Annotated in this window: 18 protein-coding genes; 10 read left to right on the top strand and 8 right to left on the bottom strand. The window is 69.5% G+C overall.

The window, feature by feature from the left end; all coding sequences use genetic code 11:
- On the bottom strand, positions 1-1,221 hold a 1,221-nt coding region (locus VIF40_RS08685; RefSeq protein ID WP_331937125.1), incomplete at its 3' end, for a peptidoglycan-binding protein.
- Positions 1,222-1,452: 231 nt separating this feature from the next.
- On the opposite strand from VIF40_RS08685, the gene VIF40_RS08690 reads away from it, so the two are divergent.
- From VIF40_RS08690 to VIF40_RS08700, 3 genes are read left to right on the top strand one after another with little or no spacing between them, the layout of a single operon-like run.
- On the top strand, positions 1,453-2,172 hold the full coding sequence (locus VIF40_RS08690; RefSeq protein ID WP_331937126.1) for a VOC family protein: 720 nt from the start codon (positions 1,453-1,455) through the stop codon (positions 2,170-2,172).
- Positions 2,165-3,739: a lipopolysaccharide biosynthesis protein gene (locus VIF40_RS08695; protein WP_331937127.1), complete on the top strand. Its 1,575-nt coding sequence runs from the start codon at positions 2,165-2,167 to the stop codon at positions 3,737-3,739. The genes VIF40_RS08690 and VIF40_RS08695 overlap by 8 nt, the downstream gene beginning before the upstream one ends.
- Positions 3,736-4,653 carry a glycosyltransferase family 2 protein gene (locus VIF40_RS08700; RefSeq protein WP_331937128.1) on the top strand — a complete coding sequence of 306 codons (918 nt, stop codon included), beginning with the start codon at positions 3,736-3,738 and terminating at the stop codon, positions 4,651-4,653. The genes VIF40_RS08695 and VIF40_RS08700 overlap by 4 nt, the downstream gene beginning before the upstream one ends.
- On the opposite strand, the gene VIF40_RS08705 is transcribed toward VIF40_RS08700, so the two are convergent.
- The 4 genes from VIF40_RS08705 to VIF40_RS08720 are packed head-to-tail and all read right to left on the bottom strand — an operon-like array spanning position 4,604 to position 11,621.
- Positions 4,604-6,016, bottom strand: coding sequence for an APC family permease (locus VIF40_RS08705; RefSeq protein ID WP_331937129.1), 1,413 nt, complete (start codon positions 6,014-6,016; stop codon positions 4,604-4,606). The genes VIF40_RS08700 and VIF40_RS08705 overlap by 50 nt on opposite strands.
- Positions 6,013-7,110, bottom strand: a complete 1,098-nt coding sequence (locus VIF40_RS08710) for a beta-N-acetylglucosaminidase domain-containing protein (RefSeq protein ID WP_331937130.1) — start codon at positions 7,108-7,110, stop codon at positions 6,013-6,015. Before VIF40_RS08710 ends, VIF40_RS08705 begins: the two co-directional genes overlap by 4 nt.
- Positions 7,110-9,110: a sulfotransferase gene (locus VIF40_RS08715; protein ID WP_331937131.1), complete on the bottom strand. Its 2,001-nt coding sequence runs from the start codon at positions 9,108-9,110 to the stop codon at positions 7,110-7,112. The genes VIF40_RS08710 and VIF40_RS08715 overlap by 1 nt, the downstream gene beginning before the upstream one ends.
- 39 nt (positions 9,111-9,149) lie before the next feature.
- Positions 9,150-11,621, bottom strand: a complete 2,472-nt coding sequence (locus VIF40_RS08720) for a TonB-dependent receptor (RefSeq protein WP_331937132.1) — start codon at positions 11,619-11,621, stop codon at positions 9,150-9,152.
- A 154-nt stretch (positions 11,622-11,775) separates the two neighbouring features.
- Here VIF40_RS08720 and VIF40_RS08725 point away from each other — a divergent pair, with 154 nt between their 5' ends.
- The 6 genes from VIF40_RS08725 to VIF40_RS08750 all read left to right on the top strand — a co-directional run bounded on the left by VIF40_RS08725 (position 11,776) and on the right by VIF40_RS08750 (position 20,756).
- Positions 11,776-12,747 (top strand): SDR family NAD(P)-dependent oxidoreductase, encoded by a 972-nt coding sequence (locus tag VIF40_RS08725; RefSeq protein ID WP_331937133.1) that lies wholly within the window; start codon positions 11,776-11,778, stop codon positions 12,745-12,747.
- Entirely contained in the window at positions 12,744-14,384 is a 1,641-nt protein-coding gene (locus VIF40_RS08730) for a glycerol-3-phosphate dehydrogenase/oxidase (protein WP_331937134.1), read from the top strand. Before VIF40_RS08725 ends, VIF40_RS08730 begins: the two co-directional genes overlap by 4 nt.
- Before the next feature lie 84 nt (positions 14,385-14,468).
- Positions 14,469-16,949, top strand: a complete 2,481-nt coding sequence (locus tag VIF40_RS08735) for a TonB-dependent receptor (protein ID WP_331937135.1) — start codon at positions 14,469-14,471, stop codon at positions 16,947-16,949.
- A 42-nt stretch (positions 16,950-16,991) separates the two neighbouring features.
- Positions 16,992-18,389 (top strand): FAD-binding oxidoreductase, encoded by a 1,398-nt coding sequence (locus VIF40_RS08740; protein ID WP_331937136.1) that lies wholly within the window; start codon positions 16,992-16,994, stop codon positions 18,387-18,389.
- Complete coding sequence (locus tag VIF40_RS08745; RefSeq protein ID WP_331937137.1) at positions 18,382-19,782, top strand: FGGY family carbohydrate kinase; 1,401 nt, start codon at positions 18,382-18,384, stop codon at positions 19,780-19,782. Before VIF40_RS08740 ends, VIF40_RS08745 begins: the two co-directional genes overlap by 8 nt.
- Entirely contained in the window at positions 19,782-20,756 is a 975-nt protein-coding gene (locus VIF40_RS08750; protein ID WP_331937138.1) for an aldo/keto reductase, read from the top strand. Before VIF40_RS08745 ends, VIF40_RS08750 begins: the two co-directional genes overlap by 1 nt.
- Here VIF40_RS08750 and VIF40_RS08755 read toward each other — a convergent pair.
- From VIF40_RS08755 to kynB, 3 genes are read right to left on the bottom strand one after another with little or no spacing between them, the layout of a single operon-like run.
- Complete coding sequence (locus VIF40_RS08755) at positions 20,753-21,637, bottom strand: SMP-30/gluconolactonase/LRE family protein (RefSeq protein WP_331937139.1); 885 nt, start codon at positions 21,635-21,637, stop codon at positions 20,753-20,755. The genes VIF40_RS08750 and VIF40_RS08755 overlap by 4 nt on opposite strands.
- Entirely contained in the window at positions 21,634-22,860 is a 1,227-nt protein-coding gene (gene kynU, locus VIF40_RS08760) for a kynureninase (RefSeq protein ID WP_331937140.1), read from the bottom strand. Before kynU ends, VIF40_RS08755 begins: the two co-directional genes overlap by 4 nt.
- Positions 22,857-23,516, bottom strand: a complete 660-nt coding sequence (kynB, locus tag VIF40_RS08765; protein WP_331937141.1) for an arylformamidase — start codon at positions 23,514-23,516, stop codon at positions 22,857-22,859. Before kynB ends, kynU begins: the two co-directional genes overlap by 4 nt.
- Positions 23,517-23,550: 34 nt before the next feature.
- Here kynB and VIF40_RS08770 point away from each other — a divergent pair, with 34 nt between their 5' ends.
- Positions 23,551-24,549, top strand: coding sequence for an LLM class flavin-dependent oxidoreductase (locus VIF40_RS08770; RefSeq protein ID WP_331937288.1), 999 nt, complete (start codon positions 23,551-23,553; stop codon positions 24,547-24,549).
- Positions 24,550-24,568 lie beyond the last annotated feature (19 nt).

Here is a 24,568-nt window from a genome sequence, read left to right on the forward strand (position 1 = left end):
CCGCGTCGCGGCGCTGAGCCTGGCCAGCATCTGCGGCGAGAGATAGCCGTCGGCCGGCAGGCCCTGCTGCTTCTGCCAGGCGCGCAGCGCCTGGCGGGTGCCGGCGCCGATCATGCCATCGGGCGGACCGGGATCGTATCCCAGGCGGATGAGCGCGCTCTGCGCGGCCATGCGCTGGTCGAGCGAGAGCGGCGTCTCCACCGGCCAGGCGGCGCGCAGGCCGGCGCCGCCGGCGAAGCGGTCGGCCAGCAGCCCGACCGCCAGGGCGTAGGCGATGGAGTTGTTGTAGCCGCGGATGGCGAAGTGGTTGGGCAGCGCCAGGATGGCCGGTCCGGCGGCCCCTGCCGGCAGCAGCATGACCGCCGGCGCGTCGGCATCGGCGCTCGTCCAGGCGGAACCCGGGGCCAGTCGAACCCCCTTGGCCGACCACCAGGAGAAGGGCTCGCGCGGCCCTTCGCTGAGACCATAATCGAACCTTGGCGGCAGGATCGCCTCCACCGCCCAGCCCTCGCCGCGCCGCCAGCCGATCTTGGCCAGCAGATGGGCGGCGGTGGCCAGGGCGTCGGGGGCCGATCCCCAGATATCCGGCTGTGAGCCGCCGCCGGCGGTAACCCCGTCGGTCAGATAGACGCTGGGCAGGATCTGAGTCTGGCCCATGGCGCCGGCCCACGAGCCGGTAAGGCGCGGTCGGCTCACCGCCCCCCCGGCGATCATGCGCAGGGCGGCGATCAGCTGGTCTTCGGCCCAGGCGCGGCGGCGCCCTTGCGCCAGGGTGGCCAGGGAGCGGACGACGTCCATGTCCCCCTGATGGGTCCCGAAGTTCGACTCCATCGCCCACAGGGCGATCAGCACATCGCGCGGCGTGCCCCAGGCGCGCTCGATCTCCGGGAAGGCGGCGATCTCGGTCCGCTTGGCGCGCCCGGTGGCCACCCGCTGGGGACTGATGCAGCCGCTGACATAGGCGCTGACCGGGCGGGCGAACTCCGGCTGACGGGCGTCGAGCACGCTGACCCGCGGATCGGGCGACAGCCCGGAGAGCTCCCTGGCCAGCAAGGGGTGCGGCAGGCCCGCCGCCAGGGCCTTGGCGAAGAAGCCGTTCAGCCAGTCGACGAAATAGCCTTCGCTGGCCGACAACGGGTTCGGCGCCAGATACGTCTGGCCCTTGGCGGCGCCGGCCAGCGCACTGCCGGCGAGGGCGACGAACACGCGGCGATTCACCATCACCCGCCGAGCCTAGCCCTCGGCCATGGCCACGCTCAATCACAACCGCGCGAGAACCACCGCTTTGTCCGCCGCCCGGCGCGGCCTAAGCTCGCTTAGAGCCCGATGCGATCAGCGAACCGCCCGATCGTTGAATCGTGCTCGTGACTCGAGAGTTGAGCGCGTTCTTATCGAAACACCAGCGCCCACTTTTCGGACCGCGCTCTGGGCCCCATCAGCGGAAGGACCGGCATGCGCCTGAGGCAGATCGCGCTCGCGGTGAGCGACTTGGAATCGACCGCGAAGGCGTTGAACACCGCCTTCGGCCTTGGCATCGCCTATCGCGATCCGGCGATTATCCATTATGGCCTCGCCAATGCGCTGCTGCCGGTAGGCGGGGAATTCATCGAGGTCCTGACCCCGGTGCGCGACGATGTCACCGCCGCCCGCTTCCTGGCTCGCCATGGCGATGCCGGCTACATGCTGATCTTCCAGGTGGGCGACGCCGAGCGGGAGCGCGCGCGGATCGCGGCCATGGGCGTGCGGGTGGTCGACGACCTAGACCGGCCAAGCTATCGGGCCGCTCACTTCCACCCCAAGGACTTCGGCGGCATCCTGTGCTCGGTCGACCAGCAGCGCACGGTGCGCGACCACCTCGACCCCTATGGCGATTGGCAGCCGGCCGGGCGGAGCTGGCGCGACACCGGCTCCGGAGAGGTCACCGGCCTGAAGGCGGCGGTTCTCGCTTCGCCCGATCCGGCCGCCCTCGCCAGCCGCTTCTCGGCGTTGCTGGATCGGCCGCTCGACGCGAGCGATGCCTTGCGCCTGCCGCTGGACCGCGGCGAGCTGCGCTTCGTTGCTGGGGATGAGCCGCGCACCTCGCTCAGCGCCATCGAGCTGACGCTCGCCGACGCCAGCCTCGGCGGTCGCGAGGCGCGCATAGGCGGCGTGCGTTTCAAAGCCGTTGGCTGAACTGCTGGAGTTCGACTTGGCCCTGGACGGGGGGCGGGCGCCAAATGACCACCGGCGGGGCATCGGCGGCACCCTCGGCGTCGGCTTCAGCGTCCACTTCCTGATTGCCCTGATCAACCTCCTCGCCGTCCCGCTGTTCCTCAAGCTGCTGGGCGCGCAGGGCTATGGGCTGGTGACCTTCTCCCTCGTGTTGCAGGCGTGGATGGCGCTGATGGATCTGGGCGTCTCGCCGACCCTGGCCCGCCAGCTCTCCCGCTACCGGGCCGGAGCGGTGGCCGCCGAGGAAGCCGCCAGCCTGATGCGCGCCGCCGAGAGCCTGTTCGTCACCGCCGGGCTGATCGCCGGCCTGGTGTTCGTCTTCGGCGCGCCGTGGATCGGCTCGCGCTGGCTGGGCGGATCGAGCCTGGCCCCCGAGGTTCTCGATCGCTCCCTGCGCCTGATGGGCGCGCTTTTGGTGCTGCGCTGGCTGACGACGCTCTATCAATCGGCTCTGGTGGGCCTGGAACGGCAGAACCGGACCAATATCGTCGCCCTGATCGGGGCCATCGGCCGCTATGGCGGGGGACTGGTCGTCCTGGTCACGGTATCGGCCTCGCCGGTGGCGTTCTTCGTTGTCCAGGTGGTGTTCACCCTGGCCGAGGCGCTCGCCTGCCGGGTGATGCTGAGCGCGGTGCTGCCCAGGCACGCCGGGGCCAGGGCGTGGCCGAACGGCTGGCGCCTGCTGCGCCGCGAGTTCCGTTTCGCCCTTGGCCTCACCGTGGCCGCGGCGGCGGGCGTGCTCATCAATCAGGCCGACAAGCTGACCCTTTCGCACACCCTGGCCCTCGAACAGTTCGGCGTCTTCGGGCTGATCGTCTCCATCGTCGGCGGCATCGCCATGATCGTGCCGCCGTTCGTCCAGGTCTTCCAGCCCCGGCTCACCACCCTGCTCGCCCAGGGCCACGGCGAGGCGTTCGTCCACGTCTACCGCCTGGCGGCGGCGATCATCGTGGCGCTGGCGGCGGGTCTGGCCGGGGTCATCGCCGCCCGGCCGGAGTGGGTGATCTGGGCCTGGACCGGGCGCGCCGATCTGGCCGCTGAGCTCGCCCCGGCGCTGTGCCTCTACGCCGCCGGCTCGGCCATCGCCTCCTACCTGTTCGTGCCCTACCTGTTGCAGTACGCCCAAGGGCGCGTGCGCCTGCACGTGATCGGGACCAGCGTCTGGGCGGCGATCGGCATTCCCTTGGCGGTGTGGGCGGCGTTCGCCTGGGGCGCGGTCGGGACCGGGGCGGTCTGGCTGGCCGGCAACCTCGCCTATCTGATCCTCTGGGTGCCGGTGATCCATGATCGGCGGCTGAGCCGCCCCGAGCGCGCCGGCCTCGACGCCGCGCTGTGGATCCGCGGCGGCTTCGTCGCCGCCCTGCTGGCCGCCAGCCGGCTCATTCCCCTACCGCCCCTGGCCAGGCCGGCGGCGTTCGTGGCCCTGGCGCTGACCAGCCTGGCGACCATGGTCCTCACCGCCGCCCTCTCGCCCGAGCTGAGGGCGTGGGCCGCCCACGGCCTGGCCAACCTTCGGGCGCGCCGTTGAGCCCCAGGATCGCGGTTCTGATCTCGACCTTCAACGGCGAGGCGTGGCTGGCGGCCCAACTCGACAGTCTTCTCGCCCAGCGTGGGGTGAGCCTGGAGGTGTTCGCCAGAGACGATGGCTCCAGTGACGGCACCCTCGCCATCCTGGCCGGCTACGCCCGCCACTGGCCGGCCCTGGCCGCGCCGCTCACCGGCGACAATCTCGGCCCGGCCGCCAGCTTTCTGACCCTCCTGGCCGCCGTTCCGGGTGATTTCGACGCCTACGCCTTTTGCGACCAGGACGATGTCTGGCTGCCGGACAAGCTGGCCAGGGCCGCCCAGCATTTGGCCGAAATCCCGGGTGCGGCCCTCTATTGCTCGCGGGTGATGTGCGTCGACACCGCCCTGCGAGCGATTGGCCCGGCGCCGATAAAGAACGACACCCGCTTCGAGGCCTTGCTGTTCGAGAACATCGCCTTCGGCGTCACCGTGGTGATGAACCCGGCCGCGGCCGGCCTGGTCCGCGAGCGGCTTCCCGCCCGCGGCGCGATCATCATGCACGACTGGTGGTGCGCCCTGGTCATTTCCGCTCTCGGTCGGGTGACCTACGACCCCGAGCCCGGCGTCCTCTACCGCCAGCACGGCGGCAACCAGATCGGCCAGACGATTGGCAAGGCGGGAGAGATCGTCCGCCTCACCCGCATGTTCCTGCGCGCCCCCAAACGCTTCTGGCCGGTGCGCGCCCAGGCGGCCGAGCTGCTGCGACTGCGGGGCGAGGCGCTGAAGCCCGCCGACCGGGCCCTGGCCGAAACCTTCGTCGCCTCGCGGCGCTCGCTGCGCAGCCGGCTCGCCTACGCCCTGACCGGCAAGGTTACGCGCACCGATCTCATGTGGGTCCTGGCGGCGCGTACGCTGATCGCCCTTGGGCTTTATTGACCGCGCGCGCGTAGATCAGGGCCCCGATCGCGATCAGAACCACCGAGGCGATCACCAGCTTGGCCACCGCCCAGGCCTTGTCGGTGGCGTCCGGACTGGGGACCAGGGTGCAGGCGATGGCGCTCGCGGTTACCGCTAGGCCGACGAGGGCCAGTATCCTGCGTCCGCGATCCCCGCCCGGCGCGGTCCACACCCCGGCTTCGGCCGCGCCGCGCACTCTGAAATAGCTCAGGAACAGGAACACGAACGGCAGGGTGTAGGAGATCACGCTCATCGACACCAGGAAGTCGTAGGCGGCCTTGACGCTGGTCCCCGCCTGGCCAAGCACCACCAGGGCCACCACCGCCGCCGCCTGGACCACGATGGCGATGGTCGGCGCTCCGGTGCGGGGATTGCGGCGGGCGAACCCGGGCGGAAAGTAGCGATCGACGCCGATGGCGAACGGCAGGCGGGCGGCGACCCCGAACCAGGCGCTGTAGCTGCCCAGCATCGCGACGCCGAGCAGCAGCGAGGGCAGGAACGCCAGACCCGGTTGGCCGAGGCGCGCGAAGCCGGCCGCGAACGCCTCGGGCAGGCCGGCCAGGCGCGAGGCCTCCACTGGCCGAACGATGGCCATCATCGCCAGCGAGGCGGCGGTGTAGGCGATGAACACCGCCGCCCCGACCACGGCCAGCACACGCAGGATCTGGCGCACGCCGCCGTCGACGTCGCCGCGCAGGAACGCCAGGGCTTCGGGGCCGCCATAGGCGAACACCATGATCGCCCACAGCGCCGCGCCGTTGGCGTCCAACGGGGGCGCGTAGCTGACGTGGGTGAAATCGCTCGCCGGTCCGGATCGCAGCGCCAAGATCAGGCCGAGGGCGAGGAGGGTCACGGTCAGCAGGCCGACAGCGATCGAACCGAAGCTGGTCAACCACTTGCCGGTCCCCAGACCGGCGAGGTGCAACAGGCCCACCAGCACCGCCATGCCGCTGGCCAGCGCCGCCAGCACCCACGGATCGGCGATAGCGCGCGTCGCCGCCGGCCCGAAAGCCGCCGCCAGCGAGGTCAGAATGAAATACAGCAGGCCGGAAAAGAACGGCAGATTGCACGTCCAGTAGAGCCAGCCGGCGATGAAACCGGCGAACGGTCCCAGCATTTCGCGCGCCCAGCCGTAGAGGCCGCCCTCGCCCGGAAACCGGCCGACCAACTCGGCGGTGGCCGCCGCCAAGGGAACCAGAAAGCCGATCAGGGCCAGCAGCCACAGCGGGAGCGAGGCCGGACCCGCCGCGGCGGCATAGGGTATCCAGCGGATGCTGAAACCGAGCGCCACCGCATAAAGGCTCAGATGCCAGAAGCCCAGCGGACGGCGCCGCTGGCTCACGACGCCTCGATCTCGGCCCGGCTGATCTGCCAGGCGCCGTCCAGCCAGGCGACCACTTCCCTGGCCCCCGGGTGATCGAACGCCGCATAGCGCTCGCGCAGCTTGGCTTTGGTTTCCGCCCCGAGGCGGTCGAGGCCGGTGTCCTGGAACTGGGAAAGGTTGGCGCGCAACTGCGCGGCCAGGTCCGCGCCCAACACCTCGAGCGCGGCGGAATCGAAGGCGGCGCCGTAGTCGTAGGCCTCGCCGAGGCGATAGCTCCTCGCCAGGCTGAGCGCGGGAATGCGCGACAGCACCGTCTGCGAGGCCGGGTTGACCGCGTGCGCCCGGGTGACGCTGGCCATCGCCGCTGGCCGGCCGGTGACCGCGCGCAGGTGCAGCGACTGGCCCATCACCGGCCCGTCGTTGACCGGATAGTTGTCCCAGATCACCGGCGGGCGACGCAGGGCCTCGGCCACCCGCGCCAGGGAGGCGCGGCCGTAGGCCCGCGAGCACACCTCCTCGCCGGTCCAGAACACCTCGATCGCCGGATCCAGACCCACCCCCAGCGCCTCCAGGTATCCTTCTGGCCGATTGCCGAACGCCCGGTCGAGCACCGGATCGTCGCTGTAGTAGGTCGGGCAGAAGAGGATCCGCCGCGCATGCGAATGTTCGGCCGCCCAGTGCACGATCTCGATCTGCGAGGCGGCGAGGTCCGGAAGGTCCCCGCGCATGTCGTCGAACAGGATGGCGAGGTCCCAGACGCCGACCGCGTCCAATTCGGCCAGCTTGCTGGCGAGGTCGGCCTTGGCGGCATCGTCGAAGGCGCGGTAGATTTCGAACGGGCTCAGGCCAACGCCGAAACGCACGCCGTTGGCGGCGCAACGAGCGGCCAGACCCTTGACGGCGGCGGCGGTCTCGGCCGGCCACGGCTCGCGCCATCGGCGGCGAAGGAAGGCGTCGGCCTTGGGCGCATACCAGTAGAAGCCGTAGCCGTGGCGGGCCAGGAAACCGATGGTCTCGGCCCGCTCTTCCCACGTCCATGGCCGGCCATAGAACCCTTCGATCAGGCCGAGATCGACCGGCGCGCCTTCGGGCGTTTTCAGGGGCGAGACCATCAGTCGCGCCAGGTCTGAAGCGCCGGGCCGAGCGCCTCGGCCAGCGGAAACAGCCATGGCTCGAAGTTGCGCCAGTGCTCCAGGCCTTCGCGGAAGATCGGCCGGCGCACCTGCTCGGAGCTGGCGGTGCGCACCGCCCGCTCGGTGCGGTGAAATTCGAGGCAGCCCGGCTCGAACGGCAGGCGGAGATAGGCCAGGAGCCGGCGCGCCTCGCCTTCGAGATCGTCGACAAGCGCCTCGTGAATCACCCGGTGGACGCGTCCGGGCAGCACAGCGTCGAAATGGGCCATCAGCTCGACATAGCCCCGGTAATATCGTCCGATATCGGACAAATCGTACGAGAAGTTATGCCCCTGGGCGAAGTGCTGCTTGAAGGCCGAGAATCCGGCGGCCATCGGGTGACGCCGCGCGTCGATCACCCTGGCCTTCGGCAGGATCAGCGCGATAAGGCCCAGGTGGTGGAAATTATTCGGCATCTTGTCGATGAAGAACGCCGCGCCCAGCTTCCGCTGGACCTTCGTCCGTTCCAGGAATTCATCGCCGAGTGCTGAGACCGATCCTGGGTCCAGGCTGGAGATCACCTCCGGATAGGGATCGCCGCGTCCGCGCATGGCGTCGCGGACGAAGCGCCGTGCGATGGCGCCGATCTCCGGCAGCTCCATGGTTCCCTCGATTTGAGAATGGCTGGCGAGGATCTGTTCGATCAACGTAGAGCCGGACCTTGGCAGGCCGACGATGAAGATCGGCGCGTCGGAGGCCGAGCCCCAGTCTCGGCGCGCCATAAAGAATTGGTCGGTGAACATCGCCTTCGAGCGGGCCACGAGCGCTTCGAATTCGTCCCCGTCATAAGGTGTCAAATCGCGCCGCAACCGCGCGCCTTGCTCATAGTTCTCGAACGATCGGGCGAAGTCCCGCCGGTCCTCCAGCGCCTTGCCCAGCGCGAAATTGAGGTGGAGTCGATCTTCGCCGACCACCCTGTCGAGGGCCAGCTGGGTTTCGATCGCAGTCACCTCTTCATCAGTGAACGGCTCGGTCTTCAGGTTGGCCAGGCTCCAGTAGGCATCGCCGAGACTGGGTTCGTAGGCGAGGGCTTGCTTGTAGGCCGCGACGGCCTGCGCCCGGCGGCCCTCAGTGCGCAGAGCATGGCCGAGGCTGAGCCAGACGCGCGGCTGGCGCGGCGCCTTGGCCAGCGCCTCCTCGAAGATGGCCACGGCCCCAGCGTAGTCGCCCACCAGACTGAGACAGCTGGCATGCAGCAGGCGCCAATTGGGTTCGGCCGGGTCCAGCGCGCGCAGCGCCTCGACGTGCGGCAGGGCGTCCATCGCCTTCTGCTGGCGGAACAGGACGAGGGCCAGGTTGTGCCGCGCCGGCTGGAAGCTGGGGGCCAGCTCCAGGCACATCTCCAGCAGGCCCTGGGCGTCGGCGTAGCGTCCGAGCCGGGTGCCGATCTCGGCCAGCATCCGCATCGCGGCGACGTCCGAGGGGTGGGTCCTGAGCCGCTCGCGCAGCAGGCGTTCGGCCGTCGGAAGCGCATCATCCACCATCGCCTCGGCGGCGGCGCGCAGGGCCGGATCCTCGATCCCGGCCTGGATGTACCGGGCATAGGCGGCGTCGGCGCCGGCCGCGTCGCCGCGCAGATGCAGATGCTCGGCGATCAGCCGCCAGGCCTCCGGCATGGCGGGCTTCAGCCGCACCGCTTCACGCAGGCTCGCAAACGACGCTTCGTCCTCGCCGAGGGCGGCCAGGGCCATGGCCAGCTCCAGCCGCGTCTCAGCCGATCGAGGCTGCTCGCGGGCGAGACTTGAGAGCGTGTCGCGCGCTGCGTCGGGTCGGCCCTGCCGGCGAAGGGCGGCCCCCAGGATCAGGCGTGTGCGCGGCTCGGCTGGAGCCTGGCCCAGGATGGCGCGCGCCTGTTGTTCGGCCAGGTCCGGCCGCCGGTCCAGCATCTTGCGGGCGTGCGCCACCGCCTCGTCGAAGGACGCCGTCCTGGCTTCGCTCATGCCGCGGCTATAGCACGCCGGGCGGTGGCGCGGTCGGGATCAGAACTTCTGGCCGAGCCGGATGCCGATGGTCAGCGGTTGAATGGGCACCACATAGACCGCCGGCGGGGTCGCCGGGTAAGGCGTTCCGTCGGAGCCCACGCCGGCCGGATAGCCGGGCGCGCAGATCGAGGTCGTGCACGGCGTATAGCGGTTGATCTGGCCGCGCTCGTCGAAGGCGTTCTTCACGAACAGCTCGACCGAGCTCTTGTCGTGTTCGGCGCCGATCGAGAAGTCGACGGTCGCATAGCCGGGCATCTTGCCGAGGTTGGCGACATCGCTGGCGAAGGCGTCCGACGCCACCGAAAACACCGCCGGAAGCCGTGACGACTGATAGGCCACCGCCACCTGGGCGTGGGCGTTCCAACCCATGAACGGGAAAGTGTAGCGGGCGGTGAAATTGCCGTTGAATTTCGGCGTGTAGGGCAGTTGCTGACCCTTCGGCGCCCTAAGGAAATTGCCCTCGCAGGCCGCCACCGTGCCGTGGGCGTCGGTGCAGAAGTCCTGGGCCAGCACGGCGTCGTTGTAGGCCATGGCGGCCGCCAGGGTCAGGTGCTCGGTCGCGCGCCATTCGACGTTGGACTCGACGCCGAGAATCCGGGCCGACGGCGCATTGACCACGACGGTAAGGCTGTTGGTGCCTAGATAGGCGAACTGGAAGTTGCTCCAGTCCTCGTAATAGGCGGCGCCGTTCCAGACCAGGGAGCGGTCGAACCAGCTCGTTTTCCAGCCGATCTCGTAGTTGGACAGGTTGTCGGTATTGTAGGCGCCGAACTGGGAGTTGCGGTTGAATCCGCCCGGCCGGTAGCCGGTCGAATAGGTGAAATAGACCAGCTTGGTGTCGTCGAGGTGGTAGGTGGCGTTGACCTTGTGCGTCTCGCCGGTCCCTTTCAGGACGCCGTTCAAGTCGACGCACGGCGCATCGCGAAACTGCAGGCCGGCGATGCAGTGGGAGGTGCCGGTCGAGCTGAAGGCCGGATCGTTGAATCCGAAGAAGCCATAGAGCGAATTGGTAAAGCCATAATAGCGGGCGCCGGCGGTGATGGTCAGCCTGGGCGTGACGTCAAACGACACTTCGCCGAACACCGCCCTGTCGCTGTCGACCCGGTCCTGGTCGGTCAGCCACCAGGTGTGGGGCCAGCCCGGGACGGAGATTTGCGGGCCGAGGCCCTGGATCAGATAGTCCTGGATGATCCAGTGGGTCTGGCGTTCCTGGAACAGGCCGACAAGAAAGCGGAACCGGTCAGTAGCAGGCGAAGCAAGCCGCAGTTCGTTACTGCCCTTTTCGAACCGGTCCCGGCCGACGATGAACTGCGCCGGGTTCGACAGCGGAACGCCGTTGGCGTCCGTCCAGTAGGATCCGTAGCCGGAGGCCTGATCATAGGCGACCGAGTAGTCGGTGTAGTCCGAATTGGAATTGATCCAGCGCTTGAAGTAGCCGCCGGCGTAGGTCAGGTCGTACTTGCCGATCTTGCCGTTTATGGTCAGGCCCGCCTGCACCCAGCGGTCGTGGTCGCTGTCGGGCTGGAAGCGATTGACCTTCAGATCGCCGATCGCCGGGTTGAAGCCGAAAATGCCGTCGGCCCGCATATCCTGGGCGATGACCTGTGGGGTGATCGTCCAGTTGTCGCCGAGGTCGAATTTGACCGCGAGCCGACCGCCGTAGGTCTCGACCGGATTGAAGTTGCTCTTCACCCGACCGGCGTTGTTGATGATGCCGTCCACCGGTCCGGGCACTCCGTGCGATACTTCGACGAACGCCCGCTCGCCCAGCACGTTATCGATGAAGCCGGCATCGCGCTCGTCGAACGCCACCAGGCGCACGGCGATGTGGTCGGTCACCGGTACGTTGACGAAGCCCTCGACGACATAACCCTCCGAGCCGTGATCGACCCAGTTCCCCTCAGCGTTGAGGGCGCCATAGAGGTGCGAGGTGTCGGGCGTGTTGGTGATCAGGCGGAGGGTGCCGGATTCGGAGCTGGCGCCATAGAGCGTGCCTTGCGGTCCCGGCAACACTTCCACACGAGCCAGGTCATAAACGTGGACGTCGATGGTGCCGCCGATGGTGGTGATCGGCAGCTCGTCGAGATAGGCGCCGACGCTGGGCAGCGGGCCCGAGTGGTTGCCGTTGCCGCCGTCGGCCACGCCGCGCATGTAGATGGTGGTGACGCTGGGGGCGAAGGTCTCGTACTGGATCGTCGGCACGAACTTCACATAGTCCTGGAAGTTGGTCACGTTGAGTTCGCTCAGCCGCCTGGCGTCGATGGCGGTGATGCTCATCGGCACCTTCTGGATATTCTCGGCGCGCTTGGTGGCGGTGACGATGACCTCGCCCACCGCGGTGGGGCCGACAGTGTCGGTGCTCGCCTCGGCGGCGCGGGCAGCGCCGGCGGTCAGGCAGGTGGAGGCAAGCAGCATCGCGACGCCCGCGGGCGCGACACCCACGAAACGCGACATGAGCGCGGTCTTCATGATGGTATTCCCCCGGGCATTTAGCCTTGATGTGCTGATCTCGCGCCTGCGCCGGCGATCGTCAAGGCGCCGCTTGGCGCAAAGCCCCAATCGGGCCTCGCTCTGTGGCCAATTTGTCCTAAACGGTGGTCGGCATCGGAAAGCGGAGAACGCGATGAAGGATTTCAACGGCAAGATCGCGGTGATCACCGGCGGCGGGACCGGCATGGGGCGCGAGTTGGCCCGGCAGCTGACCGCCGAGGGGTGCAACGTCGCCATGTGCGATGTCTCGGCTGACACCATGGCCGCCACCAAGGCTCTGTGCGCGGCCGACGCGCCCCAGGGAACCAAGGTGGCGGGCTTCGTCGCCGACGTCGGCGACGAAGCCCAGGTCGGCCGCTTCCGCGACGAGATCGCCCGCGCGTTTGACACCGACAGGATCCACCTGCTGTTCAACAACGCCGGCATCGGCGGCGGCGGCAGCTTCGTCGCCGGCGAGCGCGCCGAATGGGAGCGGACGTTCAACGTCTGCTGGGGCGGGGTTTACGCCTGCACCCGGGTGTTCCTGCCCATGCTCGTGGCGGCGAGCGAGGCGCACATCGTCAACACCAGCAGCGTCAATGGCTTCTGGGGCTCCCTCGGCCCCGGCATTCCCCACACCGCCTATGTGGCCGCCAAGTTCGCCGTGAAGGGCTTCAGCGAAGCCTTGATGACCGATCTGGCGGTCAACGCCCCGCACGTGAAGTGCTCGGTGGTCATGCCCGGCCACATCGGCACCGAGATCGTCAGCAACTCCCGCAAGGTGCTGACCGGCGATGCGTCCGACAGCCTTTCGCCACGCCAGATCGCGCTCACCCGCGCGCGCCTGAGAGCGATGGGCATGGAGATCGACACCGTCTCCGACGCCGAGATCAACGCCATGGCCGCCGAGCAGGCCAGGCGTTTTCGCGACGAGGCCCCGACCACCGCGGCGCGGGCCGCCACCGTCATTCTCGACGGGGTGAGGACCGATCGCTGGCGGATTCTGGTCGGCCACGACGCCGAGGTCATCGACACCCTGGTGCGGGCCGATCCCGAGCATGCCTACGAACCCGACTTCTTCGCCCATATGGCCACGGAAGCCGGCTGGCGGCTGGGGCAGTCATGAGCGCCGATCACATCCGCTATCGGGTCGACGCCGGCCGGCCAATTTCACCGGCCGCTAGGGGAATGGCCAGCCTCGACATGCGCGACCGCGCCGCCCTGTTCGACGCCCTGGGGGCGAAGACCTTCGATGTCGCGATCATCGGCGGCGGCATCACTGGGGGGGGAATCGCCCGCGACGCGGCCCTGCGCGGCCTTTCCGTCGCCCTTGTCGAAGCCGGCGATTTCGCCAGCGGCACCTCCAGCCGATCCTCGAAGATGATTCACGGCGGCCTGCGCTATCTGGCCCAGGGCGACCTGGCGCTGGTGCGCGAGGCGGCCAGCGAGCGCAAGATCGTCCAGGCCATCGCCCCGCACTTGGCGGTGGAGACACCGTTCGTCATTCCCGCCCGCTCGGCCGCGGCGATCGCCAAGCTACGCGCGGGGTTATGGACCTTCGAGAAACTGGGTGGGGTCGCCAAGGACCACGCGCACCAGGTGTGGTCGACGGCCGAACTGGCCGAGCGCGAGCCGGCGCTTGCCGCCGCGGGTCAGGCCGGCGCGGTGGTCTATCCCGAATTTCTGACCAACGACGCGCGCCTCACCCTGGCCAATCTGCAGAGCGCCGCCGAACACGGCGCCGTCATCGTCAACTACGCCAGCGCCGAGCGGCTGACCGGAGAACCGCTGGCCAGCGCCGACATCGCCGACGCCGACGAGCCGGGACGGCGGACGCGGATCGCCGCCAAGGTGTTCGTCAACGCCGCCGGGCCGTGGGTGGACGCCATCCGCGCGCTCGAGTCCGCGGCGGCGGCTCCGAAACTGGCCCTCTCCCGCGGCATCCACATCGTCTTTCCGCGCGCCCTGGCCCCGGTGACCAGGACCTTGATCGTGCCGGCGGGTAACCGGCGCAGCATCTTCATCGTCCCCAAGGGGGCGGTGACCTACATCGGCACCACCGACGCCTTCCACGACGGGGCCGAGACCTGGCCGGCGATCGGACGGGAGGACATCGACTACCTGCTGAGCGCGACCAACGCCGCCCTTGCGGGGCGCCCGCTCCACGCCCGCCAGATCACCGCCGCCTGGGCGGGGGCGAGGCCGCTGGTGGCCGAGCCCGGCAAGGGCGCCTCGGAAACCTCACGCCGGGACGAGATCTGGCAGGGCCCTGGCGGCATGCTGTCGATCGCCGGCGGCAAGCTCACCGCCTACCGGCGCATGGCCCAACGGGTGGTCGATCGGGTCGAAACTGAACTCGGCCGCAAGCCCAGCCGCTGCCGCACCGCCAGTGAGCCGCTGCCGGGCGGCGAGACGCCGACGCGAACGGTGGGCGCGCAGCTCGCCGGGCTTGGCCTCGAGGCTCTGGCGGCCGAGCGTCTGGTCGGTCTCTACGGGGCGGCGGCGCCATTGGTCGCCGGCGGTCCGGCGATGGAAGCGGAGCGGGCGGTGCTGAGCGAGGGGGCGCTCACCCTCGAGGACTATTGGGTCAGGCGCGGCGCGCGGGCCTGGTTCGATGCCGACGGCGGGATCGCCTCGCTGCAGCCGGCGGCGCTGGCCATGGCCCCGTTGCTCGGCTGGACGGACGCGCAGACCGCCGCGCAGATTGTGGCTTGCCAGCATCGCCAGGCCATCGATTTGGAGGCGGCGCACTCTCAGCCTTGACCATGGGGAAGTTCGGCCCCAGCATTGGTCGCGAACCTTAGGCCGCCGTTGAAGAGCGCGTCTAGGTCAACGGGGAGTCGAACTATGAACGCCAAGCTGCTGTGCGGCGCCTCGGCCGCGGCTGTTTCACTGTGCATGAGCGCGCCTGCGGCGCTGGCGGCCAACGCCGCCGCGGCGGGCCCGGTCGCCGTCTCGGAGGTGATCGTCACCGCCCAGAAGCGAGAGCAGCGCCTGCAGGACGTGCCGGTGGCGGTCTCGGTGATCAACGCCCAGCAGCTCGAAAATCTCGGCGCCCGCAGCATCAAGGACATCACCCTGCTGACGCCGGGCTTCAACGCCACCACCAACGCCGGCGAGTCCACCACCACGGTGCGCATCCGCGGCATCGGCAGCGTGGCCGACAACGCCGGTCTGGAAGACGCGGTTGGGGTCTACATCGACGGCGTCTATCGGCCGCGCAACGGGGTCAGCTACAACGACCTTGGCGAGCTCTCCGACGTCGAGATCCTGAAAGGGCCACAGGGCACGCTGTTCGGCAAGAACACTGTCGCCGGCGTGGTCCAGATCAACACCCAGCGGCCGTCGTTCACCTTCGGCGCCTTCGCCGACGGGGAAGTCCAGAACTACAATGGCTGGGGGTTCGATACCGGCGTCACCGGGCCGATCATCGGCGATGTCGTCGCCGGACGGCTCTACTTCGCCACCCACCAGCGCGACGGCTACCTGCCCGTCGCCCAGCCGCCGGGAAGCACCATTCCGGCGCAGGACGACGAGCACATGTACACGCTGCGCGGGCAGCTGCTGATCGCGCCCACCGACGATTTCAAGCTCAACATCATCGGCGACTACACCCGGCGCGACGACCACTGCTGCGTCGCGGTCGACTTCCAGAACGGCTTTCCGGCCACCCTGCAGAACACCTTCTTCCCGGGATCGATCCTCAATCCGATCACCCGCAGCAATGTCACCGCCTCGATCAATGTCGGACCCCAGGAGCACATCCGCGACGAAGGCATCTCGGCGCAAATGGACTGGAAAACGCCCTGGCTCGGCGGCGCTCACCTGACCTCGATCACCGCCCTGCGCGACTGGCGCGACAAGGGCATCACCGACAGCGACTACACCCAGGCCGATCTGATCAATACGGTTCCCGACAACGTCCAGGAATTCAAGCAGTTCTCCGAGGAGATCAGGCTCAATGGCGACACCGGGCGCATCGCCTGGCAAGTCGGCGCCTTCTACAGCCACGAGGATCTCGACGTCTTCGCCCCGTTGAGCTTCGGGACCGACATCAACGAATATCTCGCCGTCCTGACCTCAGGCGCAGGACCGCTGGCGACCGGGACCTACAACCCGCCCGGCGGCGCCTTCCCGGCCGGCGTGGGCGCCCGCGACGCCTATCACCAGGCCGAGCACAGCCTGTCGGTCTACACCCAGGACGACTTCAAGATCACCGACAAGCTGATCTTCACCGGCGGCATCCGCTTCACCAGCGAGCACAAGTCACTGCTCAGCAACTACAACAACACCGACACCGCCGGCACCTGCGCCCATTTCACCGCCATCGCCGCCGGCCTCGGCCTGCCGCTGACCAAGGCCGTCCTCGGCATCCCCTGCCTGGATAATCCGGCCTTCTTTGGTCTCAACACCCACCAGTCGTTCACCGAAAACGACGTCACCGGCACCGCCAAGCTGACCTATCATTTCACCAATGAGACGATGGCTTACGCTTCCTACTCCAGAGGCAGTCTCGTGGCCGGCTACAATCTGGCCGAAGTGACCACGGCGGTGGGCAACAATCCCAACGCCTCGCTGGCCCCCGATCCCGACACCTTCTTCCCGGCCGAATACGTCAACGCCTTCGAGGTCGGGGCGAAATCGGAACTCCTCGGCCGCCGGCTGTTGCTGACCGCCGCGGCCTTCTACCAGAAGTACCAGAACTTCCAGCTGAACGCCTTCACCGGCACCCAGTTCGTCGAGAGCACCATTCCTGACGCGCTGTCCGAAGGCATCGAGACCGAGGACTACTGGCGGGCCACCGACGATCTGACCCTCAATTTCGGGGCCACCTACGCCAACACCGTCTACAGCAAGAGCGCCGCCAACCAGGCCGCGCTCGGCAACAACATCCCCGGCTCGCCCTTCTTCCAGACGACGCCCCTGTTCCGCCTGCCAGGCTCGCACCCCAGCTTCGCGCCGGTGTGGTCGGTGGTCGGCGGCGTCACCTACAGCCACCCGGTGATGAACGGCCTGAAGGCGACGATCAACTTCAATGGCAAGTTCCAGTCGGCGTACAACACCGGCTCCGACCACGATCCGGTCAAGACCCAGCCAGCCTACGCGCTGTTCAACGGCCGCCTGGCCATCGGCTCGGAAAATGGCCACTGGTCGCTGGAGGCCTGGGCGACCAACATCTTCAACACCCACTACAGCCAGGCGATCTTCGATGGCGTGGTCCAGACCTTCAGCGCTCCGCAGCCTGGTTCCGACGCGGCGCTGAACAATTACTACTACTTCCCCGGCCAGCCGCGCTTCTACGGTCTGACCCTACGGGTGAAATACTGACGCAGGCTTGCCCGGCCTCGTCCACAGCTTAAGGACGGGGCCATGAGCCGATCGATTGCCGAGCGCCTGACCGCCGTTCTCGGGCCGGAGAAGGTCGAGACCGCCGAGACGGCGCTCCACGCCTACCGCCATGACTACTGGGTGCTGAGCCACCTGAAGGACCATCTCGGCCAGGGTGCGCCAAACGCGGCCTGCGTCGTACGGCCAACCTCAGTCGCCGATGTGCAGGCGAGCCTGAAGGCAGCCAGCGAGGCCGGCGCGCCGGTGATCCCCTTCGGCCTCGGCAGCGGCGTGGTCGGCGGTGTGATGGCTTCGCCCGAGGCGGTCATCCTCGATCTGGGGGCGATGAACGCCACCCGGTTCATCGACGAGACCAATCTCCTGGCCGGGTTCGATGCCGGCAAGCGCGGCAGCGAGGCGGAGGCGGAGGTGGCCGCCGCGGGACTGACCATCGGTCATTGGCCGCAGTCGGTGGCCATCAGCAGCGTCGGCGGCTGGATCGCCACCCGCGCCTCCGGCCAGTTCTCGACCCTGCACGGCAATATCGAGGATATCGTCTGGTCGATCGAGGCGGTGCTGCCGGATGGCCAGCTGGTCACCCTCGGCAAGGCTCCCAGGGCCTCGGCCGGACCGGACCTGCGCCATCTGCTGCTGGGCTCCGAGGGATGCCTGGGCGTCATCACCGGCGTCACCTTTTCCTTGCGCCGGGCCCCCGAGGCGCAGGCGTTTTCGGTGTTCGGCGCCGAGACCATGGATGCCGGCTTCGGCTTCCAGCGCGAGCTGATCCAGGCCGGCTGGCGACCACCGGTCATGCGCCAGTACGACGCCCGCGAGGCGGCCAGGCTCGACGTCCGCCTCGCCGCGCCGGCGGTGCTGATTATCCACGAGGGACCGGCCGGCCTGGTGGCGGCGGAGACGGCGGCGATATCCGAACTCGCCGCCAGGCGCGGTCTCGCGCCCGCGCCCGAGGATATCGCCCGCCACTGGCTGGAACACCGCAACATCGTCCCCAACTGGAGTTCGTTCCTCGAGCGCAACCTGATCGTCGATACGGTGGAGATCTCGGCCCCGTGGACCGCCATCGGCCGGATCTACGCCGATGCGACGGCGGCGCTGCAGGCCCTGCCCGGGTGCCTGAACGGCTCGGCCCACAGCTCCCACGCCTACCGCAGCGGCCTCAATCTCTATTTCAGCTTCGCTATCCGCACCGAAGCGCCGGAAGCCATGGAGGGCGCCTATTTCGCCGCCTGGCGGGCGATCATGGAAGCGACCGACGCGCATGGCGGCGGCCTTTCGCACCACCACGGCATCGGTCGGGTGCGCGCGCCGTGGCTGGAGCGCGAGTTGGGCCCGGCCGGCGTGCGCCTGCTGCGCCAGGTCAAGCAATCGCTCGATCCAGCCGGGATGATGAACCCGGGCGTGCTCATCGCCGATGCCTGAACTGGTCCTGGCCCTTGATGTCGGCACCACCTCGGCGCGCGCCGCGGTGGTCGGCCCGGACGGCGGTTTCCTCGGCTTGGCCGCGAGCCCCATCGCCTCGGCGACGCCGGCGCCCGGCCTGGTCGAGCAGGACGCCGAGGCGGTGTTCCAGGTCACCGTGGCGGCGGCGAAGCGGGCTCTGGCCGAGGCTGGCCGGTCCGCCGGCGACATCGCCGCCATCGGCCTCACCACCCAGCGGGCCAGCGCCGTCCTCTGGGACAAGACCGACGGCGCGCCCCTCTCGCCCCTGGTGGTGTGGAACGACCTGCGCGGCGCCGCGCGGGCCGTGGAACTGCAAGCCGCCGGCTTTCCCCTCGCCCCGCAGCAGGCGGCGACCAAGCTCGAGGCGATGCTGGCCGGGCTCGACGCCGCCCCGGCGCGGATCGCCTGGGGAGCGATCGATTCCTATCTCATCTTCCGCCTGACCGGCCGCGCCCGCCACGTCACCGATCGCAGCCAGGCCTGGCCCACCGGCTATCTGGCTCCGCCAGGCTTTGGCTGGAGCGAGACTCTCATCGCGCACCAGAAACTCGATCCGGCCATGTTCCCGAACCTCATCGACACCTGGGGCGAGATCGGCGCAACAGATGGGGCGCTCTTCGGCGCCGAAATCCCAATCCGCGCCGACATCGCCGATCAGCAGAGCGCCCTGCTGGCCCACGGCGAGGCGCCGGGAACCGCCAAGATCACCTTCGGCACCGCCGGGGCCTTTGATCTGGCCACCGGCGATCAGTTCCTGTTTCCCGGCCCCGGGACGCCGCCGCTGATCGTCTCGTCGGTCAGCGGCGAGACCCGCTTCTGCGTCGAAGGCATGGTGCTTTCCGCCGGCGCGGCGCTCGACTGGGCCCGCTCGGCCTTTGAACTCGGCGATCACGCCGCCTTCGACGCCCTGGCGGGCGGCGTCGCCGACACCGCTGGCGCCGCCTTTCTGCCGGCCCTGCACGGCCTTGGCGGCCCGTATCCCGATCCCGCCCGGCGCGGCGGGGTGTTCGGGCTAACCTCGGCGGTCGGCCGGGAGCATCTGGCGCGGGCGACCTACGAGGGCCTCGCCTTCCGCGCCCGCGAGATCGTCGATCACCTCTATGCCGCCACCCCGTTCGAACGACCGCCGGCGATTGGCGTCGATGGCGGCCTGAGCCGCAGCCCGGTATTCCTGCAAACCTTGGCCGACCTCCTCGCCTGGCCGGTGCGCCGCCACGCCACGCCCGAGGCGACCGCGCTCGGGGCCGCCATGGCCGCCGGTTTGGCCGCCCCCGCCATCCGCTTCGAGGCGGTCGTCGAGCCGCGCATTGGCGCCGATGAAGCCGAAGCGCGCTTCGTCGCCTGGCGCTCGCTGGTCTATGGTGGGCGCTGATGCAGCTGACCCGTCTTGGACCGCTGGAGGGTGTCAGCCGCCTGACCCTGGGCGGTGGTGGCCTGGGCCGCGTCTGGGGCGAGACCTCCATCGACGAGGCGATCGCCACCGTGCACGCGGCGATCGAGGGCGGCATCACCCTCATCGACACCGCGCCGATGTATCGCGACTGCGAGCAGGTGATCGGCCGGGCGTTCAACGGCCGCCTGCCCGGCGGCGTCAGGATCACCACCAAGCATCAGCTGGGCGCGCCGCCTCCGGGTGAAACGGCCGCGCGGCTGGAGGCGTCGCTGGCCGCCAGCCTGGCCGCCATGGGCATCGAGCGGGCGGACGTGTTCTTCCTCCATTCCAACATCCGCCCGGACGCTTACGTCTATCCGCGGGATGCCGAGCGCCAGGATCGCTTCGCCACCCCGTGGAGCCTCTATGCCGCCGAGGTCGCGCCGGCGATGGAGAGCCTCGCGCGGCAGGGCCGCATCGGCGCCTGGGGGATCACCGGCGTCGGCGTTCCCGAGACCATCATCCAGGCCCTGGCCCACGATCCGGCGCCGGGCGTCGTGCAGGCGGTGACCAATCTGCTCGACAGTCCCGGCGGCATGCGGCGCTATGACGAGGCCCCGCGGCCGCGCGAAATCATCGCCGCCGCCAACGCGCGCAGGATTGGGGTCATGGGCATCCGCGCCGTCCAGGCCGGCGCCCTGACGGCGGCGTTCGACCGCGACCTGCGAGCCGAACACCCGGAGGCGGCCGACTTCCGCCGCGCCGCGCCGTTTCGCGCCCTGTGCCGGGCGATCGGCGCCGACCCGGCGGTGATCGCCCACCGCTATGCCCTTTCCATGGCTGGCGTCGACACCGTCATCCTCGGGGTGAAAAACCGGGCCGAGCTCGACGATTGCCTGGCCGCCGAAGCCGCCGGGCCGCTGGATCCGGCGATCATCGCCCAGATCGACCAGCTCGGTTTGCGCGCCGATTAACCCGCGAACGGTGGCAACGGCAGGCCGGTGACGCCGGGCTCGAAGGCCAGCAGGCTCCCCGCCCAGTGCTGACGCGCCAAAGCCTCCTCGCTCAGTAGCCAGCGGGCGGTGGTGATGTAGAGGGTGGCCAGATCCTCGCCCCCGAAGGCGCAGCTGGACGGATGATCCACCGGCAGATCGACGATCCGATCAATGGCCCCGTCCGGGGCGTAGCGCACCAGCCGGCCCGCCCCCCACTGGGCGTTCCAGACGTAGCCATCGCAATCGACCGCCGAGCCATCCGGCCCGAAGACTTCGCCGCGGGTATGGGCGAACGGCCGCCGCTCGCCGGGCGCGCCGGTCAGGGGGTCGAATTCCAGGATGTCGATGATCCGCGCCAGGGAGTCGGCGACGTAAAGCCTGTCGCCCCCCGGGCCACAGACCAGAGTGTTGGCGATGCCAAGGCCATCCAGCACCCGCTCGCAGGTCCAATCCGGATCGAGGCGATAGACCCCGCCGCTCGCCTCGGCTTCGCCATCGTCCATGGTGCCGAACCAGAACCGCCCGCCAAGATCGACATTGCCGTCGTTGGCCCGGTTCTGAGGCCGTTCGGGCTCGGGATCGAAGCGCAGGGTGAAGCTGCCGGTCTTGGGATCGAGAATGCCAAGACCGTCCTTGCGCGCCGCCAGCAGGCCCTCGCCGCAGGCTCTGGGGGCCACCGCGCTGACCTGGTTTTCCACCCCGACCCACCCGGTCTCCCCGCTCCCTGGATGCAGCCAGCGCAGGCGCCCGCCCTTGATGTCGACCCAATAGAGCCGGGCGGCGGCGGCGTCCCACACCGGTCCCTCGCCGAGAATATCCTCGGCCGCCACCGCCACGCGGACCTTGCTCGTGAGGGTCACGTCACTTGGCCCGGACGGCGCGGGGGCGCCTCTCGCCAGGCCCCGCTGGCCATGATCTGGCTGAGGATATCCACCGCGCGCCAGACGTCCTCGAAGCCGAGATAGAGCGGGGTGAGGCCAAAGCGCATCACGTCGGGATCGCGGAAATCGCCGATCACGCCGCGGTCGATCAGGGCCTGCATGATCGCAAAGCCGTCGGCGTGGGCGTAGGCGATGTGGCTGCCGCGGCGGGCCGGGTCGGCGGACGTGATCAGGCGGAAATCCTCGCCGCCCAGTCGCTCGGCCATGGTGTCGGCGAACAGCGACCACAGCGCCCGGGCCTTGGCCTCCAGCGCCGCCGGCGGGACCTCAAGGGCCAGGTCCACCGCCGCCTCCAGCGCCGCCAGGCCGAGCACCGGCGGCGTCCCGGTCAGGAACCGCCTGATGCCGGCGGCGGGCGACCAGGCGTCATCGAAGGCGAACGGCGCGGCGTGACCCATCCAGCCGGTCAGCGGCGAGGCCAGTTCATCCTGCACACCCTTGGCCACGAACAGGAAGGCCGGCGCGCCGGGCCCGCCGTTCAGGTACTTGTAGCCGCAGCCGACCGCCAGATCCGCGCCGCAGGCGTCCAGATCGACCTCGACCGCGCCGACGCTGTGGCTGAGATCCCAGAGCATCAGCGCCCCGGCGGCGTGCGCGGCGGCGGTGATCCGCGCCATGTCGCGCCGCGCGGCGGTCTTGTAGTGGACGTGGGTCAGAAGGACGATGGCGATCTCCTCGTCGATCGCCGCCTCCACCGCTTCGGGCGCGACCGCCTTGACCTTGGCTCCGACTGCGCCCGCCGCGCCGCCGGCGATGTAGAGATCGGTGGGGAAGTTGCCGGTCTCGGTGAGGATCACCCGGCGTCCGGGCCGGGCGGCGAGGCCCGCGGCCAGCAGCTTGTAAAGGTTGACCGAGGTCGAGTCGGCCACCGCCACCTCGCCGGGCGAAGCGCCGATCAGCCGGGCGATCTTGTCGCCGACGCGCAGCGGCGCACCGATCCAGTCAGCGTCGTTCCAGCTGCGGATCAGCCCCTCGCCCCACTCGGTCGCCGCCGTCTTCAGCAGAGCGTCCCTGGCCGCGAGCGGCAGGGCGCCCAGCGAATTGCCATCGAGATAGATGACCCCCGCCGGCAGGGCGAAGCGGCCTCGGAAGGGGCGCAACGGATCGGCGGCGTCGAGCGCCTTTATCCTCTCCGGGATCATCGGGACCGCAACACCGCGCGCACCGGCGAGGCGTCGAGGCCGGCGAGCTTCAGCGGCAGGGCGATGAGCTCGTAATCGCCCTCCGGGACCTCATCCAGCACCACACCCTCGAGCACCCGCATGTCGGCCGCCAGGACCGCCCGGTGGGCGTCCATGGTCTTGGAACGCTCAGGATCCAGCGATGGCGAATCGATGCCCACCAGAATGACGCCGCGCGCGGCCAAGACGGCGATAGCCTCGGCGGCGATAGCGGTGAAAGCCCTTGGCCACGCATCGGCCGGAAAGCGCTCGAACGTGCGGAACAGCACTCTGGGTGGCGGCTCGGTGAGGCGCGCGGCGAGGAAATCGGCCCCGATCACCCGCCCGGCGGACCTGGCGTCGACCACCCGGCAGTGGCCGATGTAGGCCGCCAGCGGCACGCCGGCGGCGTCGCTCCCGGCCGGATCGTAGTGCAGCGGCGCGTCGGCGTGGGTCCCGGCGTGCACCGTGGTGGCGAAGTGCGAGACGGTCACCGGCGAGCCATCGCCCTGGACCCAGCGCCGGCCGCCGGAAAAGGCGGTGTCTCCCGGCCACACCGGCAGGCCCGGGCGCAAGGTCTGGCTGATGTCCCATACAGTCACGCCACCGTCATAGCCGGGCCGGCCGCGGCTATCCATGCGCGCCGACACCGAGCCCCCTATATCTGGCGCCATGACCAGGCTTTCGCTCCTCGATCTGGCCCCGATCGTCGAGGGCGGTGACGCCGGCGAGGCGCTGCGCCGCAGTCTCGATCTCGCCCGCCACGCCGAGGCGCTCGGCTACCATCGCTTCTGGATGGCCGAGCACCACAATATGCCGGGGATCGCCAGCGCCGCCACCGCCGTGGCCCTGGCTTTCGTCGGCGCCGGCACCAGCAGCATTCGCATCGGCGCCGGCGGGGTGATGCTGCCCAACCACGCGCCGCTGATCATCGCCGAGCAGTTCGGCACCCTGGCGGCGCTCTATCCCGGCCGGGTCGATCTGGGTCTTGGCCGGGCGCCGGGGACCGACGCCATGACCGCCCGCGCGCTCCGCCGCCATCTGGCCGGCGGCGCGGAGAGCTTCCCCAGCGACGTGGTCGAGCTGCTGCGCTTCCTGGCCCCGGTCCGGGAGGGCCAGATGGTGCGCGCAGTGCCGGGGTCCGGGGCCGAGATGGAGGTGTGGATCCTGGGCTCGAGCACCTTCGGCGCCCAGCTGGCGGCGGTGCTTGGCCTGCCCTACGCCTTCGCCTCGCACTTCGCCCCGGCGCAGCTGGACGAAGCGGTCGCCATCTACCGGGCCCAGTTCCAGCCTTCCGAGCGGCTGGCCAAGCCCTGCCTCCTGCTTGGCCTCACCATCGTCGCCGCCGACACCGACGCCGAGGCCCGGCGCCTGTTCACGTCCCTCATTCAGTCCTTCATCGCCCTGCGCGCCGGCCATCCCGGTCCGTTGCGAGCGCCGGTGGACGACATCGAGGCGCGCCTGGAGGGCCCGCTCGCCGAAGCCATCGTCGGTGGGCCGGATACGGTGCGCGCAAAACTGGCCAGTTTCATCGCCCGCACCGGGGCCGATGAGATCATGGTCACCTCCAGCATCTTCGACCACGCCGCGCGGCGACACTCCGTCGACATCATCGCGCGGACCCACGCCGACATCGTCCAGCATGGCCAGGCGGCTCCAGCCGTGGCATAAGCCGGCCGAACAGCGCCGG

This window comes from Methylosinus sp., from assembly GCF_036560965.1.
In the GTDB taxonomy this organism is placed as follows: domain Bacteria; phylum Pseudomonadota; class Alphaproteobacteria; order Rhizobiales; family Beijerinckiaceae; genus Methylosinus.

Bases quoted from the DNA above. Each gene is read 5' to 3' on its own strand.
- VIF40_RS08735 (WP_331937135.1), top strand. From the start codon at position 14,469: ATGAACGCCAAGCTGCTGTGCGGCGCCTCGGCCGCGGCTGTTTCACTG.
- VIF40_RS08750 (WP_331937138.1), top strand. From the start codon at position 19,782: ATGCAGCTGACCCGTCTTGGACCGCTGGAGGGTGTCAGCCGCCTGACC.
- VIF40_RS08740 (WP_331937136.1), top strand. From the start codon at position 16,992: ATGAGCCGATCGATTGCCGAGCGCCTGACCGCCGTTCTCGGGCCGGAG.
- VIF40_RS08730 (WP_331937134.1), top strand. From the start codon at position 12,744: ATGAGCGCCGATCACATCCGCTATCGGGTCGACGCCGGCCGGCCAATT.
- kynB (WP_331937141.1), bottom strand. From the start codon at position 23,516: ATGGATAGCCGCGGCCGGCCCGGCTATGACGGTGGCGTGACTGTATGG.
- kynU (WP_331937140.1), bottom strand. From the start codon at position 22,860: ATGATCCCGGAGAGGATAAAGGCGCTCGACGCCGCCGATCCGTTGCGC.
- VIF40_RS08715 (WP_331937131.1), bottom strand. From the start codon at position 9,110: ATGAGCGAAGCCAGGACGGCGTCCTTCGACGAGGCGGTGGCGCACGCC.
- VIF40_RS08720 (WP_331937132.1), bottom strand. From the start codon at position 11,621: ATGAAGACCGCGCTCATGTCGCGTTTCGTGGGTGTCGCGCCCGCGGGC.
- VIF40_RS08745 (WP_331937137.1), top strand. From the start codon at position 18,382: ATGCCTGAACTGGTCCTGGCCCTTGATGTCGGCACCACCTCGGCGCGC.
- VIF40_RS08725 (WP_331937133.1), top strand. From the start codon at position 11,776: ATGAAGGATTTCAACGGCAAGATCGCGGTGATCACCGGCGGCGGGACC.
- VIF40_RS08710 (WP_331937130.1), bottom strand. From the start codon at position 7,110: ATGGTCTCGCCCCTGAAAACGCCCGAAGGCGCGCCGGTCGATCTCGGC.
- VIF40_RS08770 (WP_331937288.1), top strand. From the start codon at position 23,551: ATGACCAGGCTTTCGCTCCTCGATCTGGCCCCGATCGTCGAGGGCGGT.
- VIF40_RS08690 (WP_331937126.1), top strand. From the start codon at position 1,453: ATGCGCCTGAGGCAGATCGCGCTCGCGGTGAGCGACTTGGAATCGACC.